Source organism: Salipiger sp., from assembly GCF_059781815.1.
In genome coordinates this window covers 1-12,498 of the sequence record NZ_JBYNAH010000158.1, presented here as the reverse complement: position 1 = coordinate 12,498, position 12,498 = coordinate 1, and the positions used below count along the sequence as shown (strand labels likewise).

11 protein-coding genes are annotated in these 12,498 nt (G+C 66.4%); 4 read left to right on the top strand and 7 right to left on the bottom strand.

The window, feature by feature from the left end:
- Positions 1 to 42: 42 nt before the first annotated feature.
- From AC6RA4_RS17125 to AC6RA4_RS17100, 6 genes are all read right to left on the bottom strand, one after another.
- Entirely contained in the window at positions 43 to 678 is a 636-nt protein-coding gene (locus AC6RA4_RS17125) for a dihydroxyacetone kinase subunit L (protein WP_500162418.1), read from the bottom strand.
- Positions 679 to 683: 5 nt separating this feature from the next.
- Positions 684 to 1,685 carry a dihydroxyacetone kinase subunit DhaK gene (locus tag AC6RA4_RS17120; RefSeq protein WP_500162416.1) on the bottom strand — a complete coding sequence of 334 codons (1,002 nt, stop codon included), beginning with the start codon at positions 1,683 to 1,685 and terminating at the stop codon, positions 684 to 686.
- Between the two features lie 5 nt (positions 1,686 to 1,690).
- Positions 1,691 to 2,761 carry an ABC transporter permease gene (locus tag AC6RA4_RS17115; protein ID WP_500162414.1) on the bottom strand — a complete coding sequence of 357 codons (1,071 nt, stop codon included), beginning with the start codon at positions 2,759 to 2,761 and terminating at the stop codon, positions 1,691 to 1,693.
- Positions 2,758 to 4,305, bottom strand: coding sequence for a sugar ABC transporter ATP-binding protein (locus AC6RA4_RS17110; RefSeq protein WP_500162412.1), 1,548 nt, complete (start codon positions 4,303 to 4,305; stop codon positions 2,758 to 2,760). The genes AC6RA4_RS17115 and AC6RA4_RS17110 overlap by 4 nt, the downstream gene beginning before the upstream one ends.
- A 67-nt stretch (positions 4,306 to 4,372) precedes the next feature.
- Positions 4,373 to 5,362, bottom strand: coding sequence for a substrate-binding domain-containing protein (locus AC6RA4_RS17105; RefSeq protein ID WP_500162410.1), 990 nt, complete (start codon positions 5,360 to 5,362; stop codon positions 4,373 to 4,375).
- A 30-nt stretch (positions 5,363 to 5,392) separates the two neighbouring features.
- Positions 5,393 to 6,406, bottom strand: coding sequence for an ABC transporter permease (locus AC6RA4_RS17100; protein WP_500162408.1), 1,014 nt, complete (start codon positions 6,404 to 6,406; stop codon positions 5,393 to 5,395).
- Between the two features lie 177 nt (positions 6,407 to 6,583).
- Between AC6RA4_RS17100 and AC6RA4_RS17095 the strand changes: the two genes are divergently transcribed.
- On the top strand, positions 6,584 to 7,657 hold the full coding sequence (locus AC6RA4_RS17095) for a LacI family DNA-binding transcriptional regulator (protein ID WP_500162406.1): 1,074 nt from the start codon (positions 6,584 to 6,586) through the stop codon (positions 7,655 to 7,657).
- Positions 7,658 to 7,876: 219 nt separating this feature from the next.
- On the opposite strand, the gene AC6RA4_RS17090 is transcribed toward AC6RA4_RS17095, so the two are convergent.
- Positions 7,877 to 8,689, bottom strand: a complete 813-nt coding sequence (locus AC6RA4_RS17090; RefSeq protein ID WP_500162404.1) for an efflux RND transporter periplasmic adaptor subunit — start codon at positions 8,687 to 8,689, stop codon at positions 7,877 to 7,879.
- Between the two features lie 81 nt (positions 8,690 to 8,770).
- Between AC6RA4_RS17090 and AC6RA4_RS17085 the strand changes: the two genes are divergently transcribed.
- The 3 genes from AC6RA4_RS17085 to AC6RA4_RS17075 all read left to right on the top strand — a co-directional run.
- Positions 8,771 to 9,766: a methyltransferase gene (locus tag AC6RA4_RS17085; RefSeq protein WP_500162402.1), complete on the top strand. Its 996-nt coding sequence runs from the start codon at positions 8,771 to 8,773 to the stop codon at positions 9,764 to 9,766.
- Positions 9,763 to 10,335: an AAA family ATPase gene (locus AC6RA4_RS17080; RefSeq protein ID WP_500162400.1), complete on the top strand. Its 573-nt coding sequence runs from the start codon at positions 9,763 to 9,765 to the stop codon at positions 10,333 to 10,335. Before AC6RA4_RS17085 ends, AC6RA4_RS17080 begins: the two co-directional genes overlap by 4 nt.
- A 231-nt stretch (positions 10,336 to 10,566) precedes the next feature.
- A partial coding sequence (locus tag AC6RA4_RS17075; RefSeq protein ID WP_500162398.1) for an LEPR-XLL domain-containing protein occupies positions 10,567 to 12,498 on the top strand: 1,932 nt, incomplete at its 3' end.

The following is a 12,498-nucleotide window of genomic DNA, read 5'->3' as shown; positions in this document are numbered from 1 at the left end:
GCGCCATGCCGCGCGGCGGGCCGTTGCAAGCCTTGGGACCCGTCAGCCCGCCTCGGCGGCCTTGGCCACATCGCGCATCACCTCGATGAGGATCAGCGCCACGGTGCCGCCGGCATCGGGCAGGCCGCGCGACTTTTCCTGAAACGCCGCGGCCTTGCCATGCTGCGCGACCATGTCCTTGGTCGCCTCGAGCGCGTCGCCCGCATCTGCCACGGCCTTGTCGAGCGCCTGCGGAAGGGCCCCATCCGCGCCTTCGAGCGACACCGCGATCGGGTCGAGCACGTCGAGCACGGTCTTGTCGCCGAGCTTGGCCTTGCCGCGCTGCGCGACGCCATCCGCGAAGGCGCGCCAGAACGCCGCCGCCTCCTTCGTGCCGAAGCTGTCAGCCGCCTCGAGCGCCTTGAAGCCGCGCAGGAAGCCCGTCGCCATCAGCGTGCCCATGGTCGAGGGCGCAGCCTTGGCGATTGCCGCCCCCGCCACCTTGATCTGGCCGGGCAGGCCCGGATCCTCGAGCCCCGCCACCGCCTCGTTGGCGGCGGCAAAGCCCTTCGACATGGTCAGGCCGAGATCGCTGTCGCCAACCTTGCCGTCGAGCGCGATCAGGGCGTCTCGTTCGGCCGCGAAGCGGTCTGCCCAGGCGGCGAAGACGCCGCGCATCTGCTCAGCAGTCAGTGCCATGGGCCTCACCCCTTGATGTGCTTGAAGAACGGCGTGTTCGCCGGCGCGGCGATGAGCGGCTCGAGCTCGTCGTCGAGATGCAGGACCGAGATCGAGGCCCCGGCCATCTCCATCGAGGTGGCAAACTCGCCGAGCCAGCAATGACGGATCTTCACGCCGCGCTCCTCGAACAGGATCGAGACCCGGCGGAACAGGATGTAGAGCTCCTCGAGCGGCGTGGCGCCGAGGCCGTTGAGCAGCACCGCCACCTCGTCGCCCGACGCGTAGTCGGTCTCGGCGAAGATCTTCGCCATCATCGTATCGACAACCTCGTCGGCGGGCTTGATCGGCTCGCGCGAGATGCCCGGCTCGCCATGGATGCCCATGCCGATCTCCATCTCGTTCTCCCCGATCTCGAAACCGGGCTTGCCGACCTCGGGCACGATGCAGGGCGACAGCGCGACGCCCATCGTGCGGGTCCGGGCCCGGGCCTTGTCGGCGATGCGGGCGACCTCGTCGAGCGGCAGCATCTGCGCCGCCGCCGCGCCGGCGGCCTTGTAGAGGAAGAAGATCCCGGCCACGCCCCGGCGCTTGTGCTCTTCGCCGACCACCGAGGAGGCGACATCGTCATTGCCCATCACGGTGCGGGTTTCGATATCCTCGAGCTCGGCCAGCTCGCCGGCCATGTCGAAATTCATGATGTCGCCGGTGTAATTGCCGTAGAGGTAGAGCACCCCGGCGCCCTGATCGACATACTTGGTGACCTCGAGGATCTGGTCCGAGCTCGGCGACTGGAACACCCCGCCGACGGCGCAGCCATCGAGCATGGTCTCACCCACGAAACCCAGGAAGGTCGGCAGGTGGCCCGAGCCGCCGCCGGTGACGATGCCGACCTTGCCCTCCACCGGCGTCGCGGTCACGTAGCAGCGCAAATCGCCGGCGGTATAGGTGACCTCTGGATGCGCGCGGTAGATGCCGTCGAGCATCTCGTCGACAAAGGCCTCGGGGCTGTTCAGAAACTTCTTCATTGGGGTCACTTCCGGGTTCGGGATTGCAGTTTGCGGCGTCGCGTCACGAAGAAGGCCGCGGCGAGAAGGATGAAGGCGCCGACCACGACGCGCTGCCAGGTCGAGGGGATGCCTACGAGCACCAGCACATTGTTGACGACGGTGATCAGCAGCACGCCGGTCACCGTGCCGAAGACCGAGCCGGTGCCGCCGGTGATCCGCGCCCCGCCCAGCACCACGGCGGCGATGACGCCGATCTCGGTCCCCACGAGGTCGAACGGGTTCGCCATGCGGTTGGCGCAGACATGCACGATGCCGGCCAGCCCGGCGAGCCCGCCGGCGAAGGCGAAGACGAAGAGATGCACGCGGCGCTGATCATAGCCCAGCCGTGCCGCCACCTCGGGGTTGCCGCCGGTGGCAAAGATGGCGCGGCCCATGAGGGTGCGGTTGAAGATCACCCAGGTGAGCAGAGCGGCGGCCGGGAAGACGAGGCAATACCACGGCAGGCTCACCGTCGCGCCGGTCGCAGTGGTGATGTCGAGCATCGAGGCCTTGCCAAAGGCCACCATCTGCGGCGGCAGCTCCATCAGCCAGACGGTGCCGATGAAGGCCAGCAGGATGCCGCGGAACAGGTATTGCGTGCCGATGGTCACGATCAGCGCGGCGACGTTGAGACTGTGCACCAGCCAGCCGTTGATCGCGCCAAGAAGCGTGCCGCCGAGGATCGCGATGGCCAGGATCGCCGCCATCGGCAGCCCCGGCGCCATGTTCAGCACGAAGAGCGTCAGCGAGTACATGGTCAGCGCAGCGATGGCGGTGAAGCTGACGTCGATGCCCCCCGCCGCGAGGATCGCAAAGACCCCCAGCGCGAAGAGCCCGGTGACCACCGAGGCGCGGCCCATGTCGATCAGCGAGGTCGGCGCGAGGAAGGCCGGGTTGATCACCGCCACCGCGACGCAGATCGCGATCAGCAGCGACAGGCTCACGAGCTCGGGCCGGCGCGCGAAGAGTTCGGCAAGTCCGGGGCGGCGGCGGGCCGGGCCCTCTCCGGTCTCGGTCGTGTCGGCGGTCTGGAAGGAAGATTGGGTCATGGTCATTCCGCGGCCTCCAGCTTGGAGGCGAGCATTGCCTGGTAGATGTCATCTTCGCTGGCGGTGGCACCGGCGACCTCTGCGGCCATCCGTCCGGCATTCATCACCAGGATACGGTCGCAGTTCTGCAGCAGTTCGGGCAGGTCGTCCGAGACGATGATCAGGCCGATCCCGCGCTCTGCCATCGCCTGAATGGCGCGATAGATCGTGTCCTTGGAGCCCACGTCGACCCCCACGGTCGGGCCATGCAGAACCAGAAGGCGCGGCTCGATGCTGGGCCAGCGGCCGATCAGCACCCTCTGCTGATTGCCGCCGGAAAGCGCCCCCACCGGCAGGTCGATATCGGAGGTGTTGAGCTTCATCTCGTCCGAGATGCGCCGTGCGGCCTCCCGCGCCTTGCCGCGATCCACCGTGCCGAGCGGGCCAAGGATGCGGTCGAGGATCAGCGTCACCTCGTTGTCGAGGATGGATTTGTCGATGAAGAGCCCCTCGCCGAGCCGGTCTTCGGGCACGTAGCCGATGCCAAGCTCGATGGACTGCGCGGGGGTTTCGATCTGCACCGGCGCGCCCGCCATGCTGATCCGTCCATCGGTGATCGCGCGGTGCCCGGACAGCGCCAGCGCCAGCTCGTTGCGGCCCGAATCCGACAGCCCGGTCACGCCGAGGATCTCGCCTTTGTTGAGAACCGCGCTGACGCCCTGAAACGCCTCGTCCGAGCCCAGCCCCTCGAGCCGCAGCAGCTCTTCGTCCGAAGGCGTGCCCGAGCGGTAGCGACGGGCCTCGATCTCGCGCCCGGTCATCAGCTCGCTGAGCTGGTTGCGGCTGTAATCCTCGATCGGCCCCTGCGCCACGCATTGACCGTCGCGGAAGACGATGGCCTGCCCGCCGATGCGGTAACATTCCTCGAGCTTGTGGGTGACGAAGAGCACCGCGACGTTCTGCGCCCGCAGCCGGCCGACCACCTCGATCAGGGTCTCGACCTCGTGCCGCGTGAGCGAGGTTGTCGGCTCGTCCATGATCACCAGCCGCGCGTCCTGCGCGATGGCGCGGGCGATGGCGACGCGCTGGCGGATCGCCAGCGGCAGGTCCGACACGCGGGTGCCGAGCAGCGTCCGGGTCGGCTCCAGCCCGACCTCCTGCAATGCCTTGGCGGCTGTCGTGCCAAGCGTGCGGCGGTTGAGCCAGCGCAGCATGCGCCCGTGCCCGCCGACCAGCTGTTCGCCAAGCGCGACGTTTTCTGCAACCGTCAGGTTCGGCAGCAGGGAGAGGTCCTGGTAGACGGTCTCGATCCCCGCCTCGAGCGCCATGATCGGGCTCAGCGCGGCGTGATGCACGCCGTCGAGCACGATGTCGCCCTCAGAGGGCGCATGGGCGCCCGACATGATCTTGATGACCGTGCTCTTGCCACAGCCATTCTCGCCGAGCAGGTGGTAGGCCTCGCCGGCATGCAGGGTCAGGTCGACCCCGCGCAGCGCATGCACGCCGCCGAACCGCTTGTGGATGCCGCGCAGCTCTAGAAACGGCTGATCCGGAAGATCGCTCTGGGTCACGGGAAAGGCGCCTCTTGATCGAAAGGGTCCGGGGGCGCGGTCAGGCGCCCCCGTGGGAAGGGCAACCTCAGAAGAGGTAGTCCTTGTAGGTGTCCTTGTCGGCCAGGACCATGCCGTTGCCGATCAGCAGCTTGCCGTCGCCCGGACCATCCTTGAGCGTCACGCTCTCATAGCCCTCGACGCCGAGATCCATGCCATCGGACAGCTCACCGCCCTCGAGCAGCATCTTGGCCACCGCGTTCATCGCCATGCCGGCCTTCTGCGGATCCCAGAAGCCGATCGCGGTGATCGCGCCGCTGTCAAGATAGGCCGCCGACGGGTTCGGCAGACCGGTGCCGACGAGGCAGACCTGACCGGCCAGACCGGCCTCCTCGATTGCGCGGCCCACGCCCAGCACGTCATTGCCCGCCGAGGTCTGGAAGCCCTTGATATCCGGGTGCTTGCGCAGGATCTCCTTGGCCTTCTCATAGGTGCCGTTGGCGTCGTCGAAGCTCTCGTTATTCGGATCGACCAGCTCCATACCCTCGTATTTCTTGGCATTTTCCTCGCCAGCGCCGACCCACTGCATGTGGGTGCGGCTGCCCAGCGAGCCCACGAAGGTGGTCCACTTGCCCTCGCCGCCCATGCACTCCGCCAGCCGCTCGTTCAGCGCCGCGCCGTACTCGGCATTGTCGAAGGCCTCGACATCCACCATCGTGTTCATCTGGTTGTCGGCCTCGTGCGTCACGATGATCGTGCCGCGGTCCATGGCGCGCTTGAAGATGCCCTCCAGGATCGCCGGATCCATCGGCACCACCGCCAGCGCATCGGTGCCCTTGGCGATGAGATCCTGAACGATCTGCAACTGCTGGGCGCTGTCCGCCTGCGCCGGGCCGACCTGGCTGATGGTCATGTCCGGGTTCTGCTCGGCGAAGAGCTCCACCCCGGTCTCCATGCGGTCGAACCACGGGATGCCGCTGATCTTGACCACGGTGGTGATCGTGCCTTCGGCCATCGCGGCGCCTGCGGCCGTGACCATGAGAGCCGCAACACAGCCCAGTTTGAACGTCTTTTTCATGGATTCCTCCTCCCTAGAGTTCCCTCAAGCTCAGCTCTTCGACGCGCGAGGGGCACGCGCCGAAGGTATTCCAGCAGCCAGCCGCTCGATGAGTTCGAAGCGCCCCACCGCGAGGAAGGCGAGCAGCAGCGCCCCCCAGGCGAAATCGCGGACGAAGTTCGATAGGCCGATGAAATTGAGAAGGCTCGACAGCAGCTGCAGCACGATGGCCGACAGCACGACGCAGAGCACGCGCCCATAGCCGCCCTCGGGCCGGGTGCCCGCCATCACCGCGATCAGGATCGCGATCAGCAGGTAGCTGGTGCCGTAGTCCCATTTCACATTCACGTTGCGCGCGGCAATGATCACGCCCGACAGGCCGGCCAGCGCGCCCGAGATCGTGTAGGTGACCGTGAAGATGGTGTTCTTGGAAAACCCGCTGAAATCGGCGGCCCGCGCGTTCGCTCCGGTCAGCATCAGCCGCATCCCGAACGGGGTGAAGCGCAGCGCCGCCCCCAGCACAAGCGCGACGCTGAGAAAGATCAGGAAGCCGTAGGGCACGCCGAAGATCACGCCATTGCCAATCTCGTAGAGCGGATCGGGCGAGCCCACGGTGACCGAGCGACCGTCGGAAAATACCACTGCGAGACCGGTGAACAGCATCTGGGTGCCAAGCGTGCAGAGGATCGGGGTGATGCCGAGGCGCGAGATGATCAGGCCGTTCAGCAACCCGCCCAAGAGCCCCACCAGCACCGCGCCGGCGGCGAATGCCAGGGTGAAGAGCCACGGCGCCTCTGCGGCAGAGATGAATTGCGTGACCACCAGCCCCGAGGTGACCCCCGCCAGGTTGGCCAGAGCGATGCCCGAGAGGTCGATGCCGCCATTGCCGGCACACATGGCGAGCATCACGCCGATCGCGAGAAGGCCGATCTCCGGCACCTGCGTCGCCATGGACTGAAGATTGAACAGCGACAGGTAGGTGCCGCCCGAGGTGATGCCCCCGATCACCAGCAGCGCAAGCACGAGCGCCGACAGAATGGCCAGACGGCCATCAAGCTTACGCATCCTCTCCTCCCATCGGATTTAGTAAACTTATACTTGATTTAGTAAATCGCTAGCAAATAATTCAGGAGCGTTCAATAGGCTTTCCGTCGGAATCGTGAAGATATTCTTTCTTCAGGCTGTCGACAGGGAAGAAGAAGTTTAGTAAACAAAGACCGCTCCACAAGGCTCGGGCAACCCATGACAAAACAAGAAAAAAAGTCGGTAACTCTGCGCCAGGTGGCAGAATGCGCCGGCGTCTCGGCGGCGACCGCCTCGCTGGTTCTGAATGGCAAAGGCGAGATTTCCGAAGCGACTCGCCAGCGCGTGCTGAGCGCCGTGCGCGAGATGAACTACAAGCCCCGGACCAGCCGGAGCCGGCCCGATTCCGTCAACACGCTGCGCTTTCTCAAGATCGCCCGGCACGGTCACACGGTGAACCGCGACCACAATCATTTCATCTCGGACTATATCGACGGCATGTCCTACGAAGCGACACGGCGCGATTACTCCCTGCAGGTAGAGAGCTTCGAACGCACCGAGATCGACAGCATCGCCGAGTCGCTGCGCTCGGGCGATCTGCGCGGCGCGGTGATCCTCGGAACCGAGCTCTCCGTCGACGAAGTGCAAACCCTCGCCCGGGTACCGCTGCCGCTCGTCTTCATCGACACATATCACCCGCGGTTGAACATCAGCTTCGTCGACATGGACAATGACCAGACAGTCTTTGCGGTGTTGAAACATCTCGCCGAGCGCGGCTTCCGCCGCATCGGGATGGTATCGAGCCACACGGCAGTGACCAATTTCGAGCTGCGCCACGCCGCCTTCCTGCGCGGGATGGCCGCGCTCAATCTCGACCCCAGCCCGGCCCTGATCCTGTCGGTGGATTCCACCCTCGACGGCGCCTACCGCGACAGCGCCGCGCAGCTCGCCAGCGCGCCCGAGATCGCCGAGGCCTATTTCTGCGCCAACGACATGGTCGCCTTCGGTTTCATGAAGGCGCTGCGCGAGCGCGGCCTGCGCATCCCGGAAGACGTCTCGGTCGTCGGCTTCGACAACCTGCCCATGAGCGCCATGAGCGAGCCGGCGTTGAGCACGGTCGACGTGCCGAAGCGCCGGATCGGCGCCATGGCCGTCCGCCTGCTCGACGACATGCTCATCGCGACCACGCCCGAGCCTGCCACGAAGGTGCTGATCAGCGGACAGCTGGTCGCCCGCGACAGCGTCGCCCTGCGCGAGGAGACCGGCGTTTCCGCATCTCCCGACCCCGGCTGACGTCCGCCGCCCCTGCTATGCCCGCTTTGCCGAGCAGATCCTGCTAGGAGCAGAGGCTGAACCCGACGGAGACGCGATGGCTTGAGGAGGCGCGACATCCGGCGGCGCTCGCACCCGGCCAGAGGCCGGTTGTCGGAGGGCTTCTGCCGTGTCCGGGCAGCGGGCGGTCACGCGCAGGCGCGCGAAGGGTCCGGCCGCGCGCTCCTCGCCGGAGAGATCTCAGTGAGAGGCCTGATCGAAATCCACCATGCAGCGCGTCCCTGCCGGAATTTCGGCGCCGGGATTGGCCATCTCGAGCTGAACCCCGAAGGTCCCCGAGGCGGCGTCGAAAACGTGGTCCACCGTGCGCACCGTCGCCTCGAAACGGCCGTCGAGCGGCGCCACCTGAGCGACCTCGTAGCGATCGCCGACCGCGATGCGCTCGAAATAGTCGAGCGGCACGAAAACCTCGACAAGCAGCGGATCCATCTCGGCCAGCACCAACATTTCCTCGGTGTCCGAAGCGTATTCCCCCGCCGCCGCCTCGACCGAGAGAACGATGCCGTCCACCGGGCTCGAGATCGTGCGCCGGTCAAGCAGCGCGCTGGCCATGCGGCGCTCGATCTGCGCCAGTTCGCGCGCGACATGCGCCTCCTCCAGCGCCATCTCGCTGAGGGTCAGCTCGATGCGCTTGTCCTCGACGGAGGCCTCGGTGACGGTCTCCTTGGCGAACAGACGCTCCGAGCGCGCCAGCGACTCCCGCCGGAAGCCGACCCGCGCCTCGGCGGCGCGCAGCTCCACGTCGGTCCCGGCCTTGGCGCTGGCCATCTCGAGCTGCAGGCGCTGGATCGAATCCTCGAGCCGGATCAGCGGCTGCCCGGCGCTGACACGATCACCACGCCGCACCAGCACCGCGTCGATGCGCCCCTGCTCGGTCGAGGTGAGCGAAATCACCGCCCGTGGCTCGATCAGGCAGTCATGCGGCTGGGCGGAGGCCGGCAACGCAAGGCTCAGGCCCAGCAGGATCGCCGGCACAGACTGACAAGGGGGCATCCGTCATCCTCCCGTAGAGACGCGCCGCAATGTTGCATGGCGCCCGTCGCTGACGCAAGCTCGCCGAAACCGGAGAGGCGGATGGACAACCCTAACCTGCAATCTGATGCCCGCAGTCTCGAAGCGGCCCTGCTCGACGACCTGCCGGCGCTCTCGGCCCTGCGGGCGGCCTTGCACCATCGCCTGTTCGAGCGGCTTCCCGCGCCCGGCCCGCACCTCGAAGAAGCGTGGGCGGTGCAGATCCTCTCGGAGCGCGGGGCGCTCTTCGCCTGCGATGACGGATGGCGCCCGAGCGCCGCGATGGCGGAGCTTCTGAAAGCGCCAGACGATCTTGCAGCTCTGGTCGAGTTCACGGCGCTCGCCGCCTGCGACATGCTCCGACATGGCCCGGCTCTGTCCTCGGGGGTGCGTGCGTTCCAGTCGCGAGCGGAGACCTTCGGCTTCTTCCGCTACGACCGCGCCCGCGGCACCGGCGCCGCCCAGATCGAGGACAGCGCGCCTTGGGTCGCCTATGTCACCGCGTTGTCGCGCCGCGAGGCCCCGGCACTGGCGCCGCTGATCCCGCTCGACGGCAGCGCGCATCTGCTCGAGATCGGGGGAAACACCGGCGTGATGGCGCAGGCGTTGCTCGAGCGGCACCGGTCGTTGCGCGCCACCGTGCTCGACCTGCCGGCGGTCTGCCATCTTGGGATTGCACGGATGAAAGCCGCGCCCGAGCCGCGCCTGAGCTTCCTGCCCGGCGATGCCCGCGAGACCGCTTGGCCCAAGGCAGACGCGGTGCTCTTCAAATCGGTCCTGCACGACTGGGCACCAAAGGACGCCCTCGCCCTGCTGCGACAGGCGGCAGAGCACCTGCCACCCGGCGGGCGGCTCATCGTCTGCGAGCGCGGCGCGCTGGCGGACGAGCCGGTCCCGCGCGGCCTCGCGGCGGCGGCGAACCTCGTCTTCGGGCCGTTCTACCGCGCGCCCTCGGTCTATCGCGGCTGGATGCAGGAGGCCGGGCTGCGCGCCCTGCCCCCGAAAGCGGTGCAGATCGACATGACCTTTCACGTGACCGCGGCGGAGAAGCCTGCGTGACCCTGCCTGCGCTCATCACTATTTCCGGACCGCCGGGCAGCGGCAAGACGACCCTCTCGACCGCGCTTGCAGAGCGGATCGGGGCGCCGGTGCTGCGTTATGATGATTTCGAGACATTCACCCGGAACGGCCCGTCCGCCATGCAGGATTGGCTCGCGCGCGGTGCGCCATACGAGGAAATGGAAGCCCCGGGCCTTGCCGATGCGATCGGCCGGGCGGTGTCGCACAACCCGACGGTGATCCTCGATACCCCGCTCGGTCCCCTCGACCCCGCGCTCAAAGGCCGCCTGCCGTTCTCGGTCTGGATCGAGCTGCCGCTGGACGTCGCCTTGGCCAGAAAATTGACACAATTGAACGATTCGGTTCGCATAGGTCAGGAATCACGATTTCTTGAGTGGCTCCGCGGGTATCTCTGCGCCTACCAGGCGTTCGTCCATCGCGCCTGCCAGATCCAGCAGGAACGGCTCTACACACGCTCTGATTGTAAAATCGATGGCACAATATCAACGAAACATGCACTTACGCTGCTCATCCAGAGGCTGGAAGCGACATATCCTCTCGAAAAGTGAACGCCGAAGCATCGGAATAATCCCAAAGGCAGAATAAAATTCTTTGCCGCACAACCCCCGGGCGCGCATAGTAGCCATGCCCGCTCTGCATGCGTCGTATGACGTGTACCGCCTGGGGACAAGGTGGCGAGATCTGGGCGCATTGGAACTCAGTTCTGGAATTTTGACATGTCTTTTCCGTTCGCCCAGCAACGCCCCGGCCAGCTACCGCGGATTCCTTACACACGTCGCGTGAAGAGCCGGCTGAAACGGAAAGACAAACGGCGCTTCGCGGCGCTCGAGCGGGCGGCGCGACAGCTCATGCTCGACCCGCTCGAACAACGGGTGCTGTTGAACGGCGACGTGTTGGCGCTCGATCTCAGCGCCTATTATCAGGACAATCGCGACACCGACCTGCTGGTGCAGCTGCACGAGGAGGTCGAAAACGACGGCAGCACCGCCGCCGCGGTCCAGCGGGTGCAGATCCTCGACCGTACCGGCAACACGGTGCTGAGCTTCGGCGATCTGTCCGAGATTTCGGGCATCTCGATCACCGGCGGGGCCGGCAGCGATGTCATCACGCTCGACGGGCTCAGCTTCGGCGATCACACTCCGCTCAGCTTCAGCTTCGACGGGGGAGACGGGCTCGACAGCCTCGCCTTCGAGACGGCAAACGACGTCGAGTGGACCATTGGCCAGCCCGATGCCGGGGTCGCCACCGACGGCTTCGTCAACCTCAGCTTCAGCAGTGTCGAGACCCTGACCGGCGCCGCCAACAACAACGATACCTTCACGCTGGATGCGAATGGCGCCCTGTCCGGAGCCATCGACGGTGGCGAGGCCGGTTTCGACACGCTGGTCATCAACGGCCAGCGCGAGAATGTCACCTACCTGCCGGAAGATCCCAACAGCGGCAGCTTCCTGATCGACGGCACCGAGCTGCGCTTCTCCGGGCTCGAGCCGGTCTACCTGACCAACACCGCGAGCACGGTCACCATCGACATGCAGACGCTGCTGCCTGGCACGCAAAGCGCCTCGCTCGACCTCGATCCGGGCGCGTTCGATTTCATCATCGACGGCCCGGGGCTCGAGAGCCTGTCCTTCGACGCGCCGACCGACAGCCTGTCCATCGTGAGCGAGTTCGGCGTGCTCAACCCCGACGTCTCACTCAGCATCGACGGCTGGGACAGCGCCGCCACCGTGGGCATGGACTTTACCGTCGAGACCGAGTCCATCACGCTTGCCAGCGGCGTCTCGCTCGGCACCGCGCTGAACCCGATCGGCAACGTCACGCTCGCGGCGTCGAACTCGGCCTCCGGCTTCGGGCTGACCCTGCTCGAGCTGACCGGCATCGGCTCGGTCTCGTCCTCGGTCGACGTGCAGGGCGATATCCATTCCTCGGGCACCGTGGCGCTCTCGGCCCATGCCGAGCGTGTGCTCGACGCCACCGGCGATTTCTCGGATTTCAACTTCAGCGAGGGCAACCCGCTGCAGATGCCCACGGCCAGCGCCAGCGCCAACGTGGCCGGCACGTCCGAGATCACCGCCGCCGCCTTCAGCCTCGAGGCCTCGACCCTGCTCGATGTCGAGATCGACGGCAGCCAGTCGGTGCTTGGATCCTTCGCCAACGCGGTGATCGCCGATGTCACCACCCATGCCACCGTTCAGTCGGGCGCCCAGGTGACGGTCGGGAGCGCGCTTTTGCAGGGGGAGTCCGTCTCGGGCCTCGTGCGGGCAAATGACTCTTCCTCGCTGATCCTGGATGTCACGCCCGACGAGGAGGGCACCGAAGGCACCGACACCACCGGCATCATCAACTCGCTGCTCGACGATTTCGAGGTCTCCATCGGCATCATGACGGTGACCCGCGACACGCAGGCCATCGTCGACGGCACGATCACCTCGGGCGGAGCCTTTGCCATCGAGGCCAGCAATGACGGCCATTTCGAGAACAAGGTGCAGGCCTCGCTGATCGGCGCGACCTATCTCTACGGCTCGGACACGGTTCTGGCGCAGCTCACCGGCGATTTCAGCGGCACGAGCCTGTCCGTCTCGGCGCTCAACGAGTCGAGCTACGAGGTCGCGGCGAAGATCTCGGTCAACACCATCGACGGCAGCACCCGAGCGCTGGTCGAGGATGGCACGATCACCCTCAGCGGCGCGCTGAACGTCTCGGCGCTCGAC

Bases quoted from the DNA above. Each gene is read 5' to 3' on its own strand.
- AC6RA4_RS17100 (WP_500162408.1), bottom strand. From the start codon at position 6,406: ATGCGTAAGCTTGATGGCCGTCTGGCCATTCTGTCGGCGCTCGTGCTT.
- AC6RA4_RS17095 (WP_500162406.1), top strand. From the start codon at position 6,584: ATGACAAAACAAGAAAAAAAGTCGGTAACTCTGCGCCAGGTGGCAGAA.
- AC6RA4_RS17120 (WP_500162416.1), bottom strand. From the start codon at position 1,685: ATGAAGAAGTTTCTGAACAGCCCCGAGGCCTTTGTCGACGAGATGCTC.
- AC6RA4_RS17115 (WP_500162414.1), bottom strand. From the start codon at position 2,761: ATGACCATGACCCAATCTTCCTTCCAGACCGCCGACACGACCGAGACC.
- AC6RA4_RS17125 (WP_500162418.1), bottom strand. From the start codon at position 678: ATGGCACTGACTGCTGAGCAGATGCGCGGCGTCTTCGCCGCCTGGGCA.
- AC6RA4_RS17085 (WP_500162402.1), top strand. From the start codon at position 8,771: ATGGACAACCCTAACCTGCAATCTGATGCCCGCAGTCTCGAAGCGGCC.
- AC6RA4_RS17105 (WP_500162410.1), bottom strand. From the start codon at position 5,362: ATGAAAAAGACGTTCAAACTGGGCTGTGTTGCGGCTCTCATGGTCACG.
- AC6RA4_RS17090 (WP_500162404.1), bottom strand. From the start codon at position 8,689: ATGCCCCCTTGTCAGTCTGTGCCGGCGATCCTGCTGGGCCTGAGCCTT.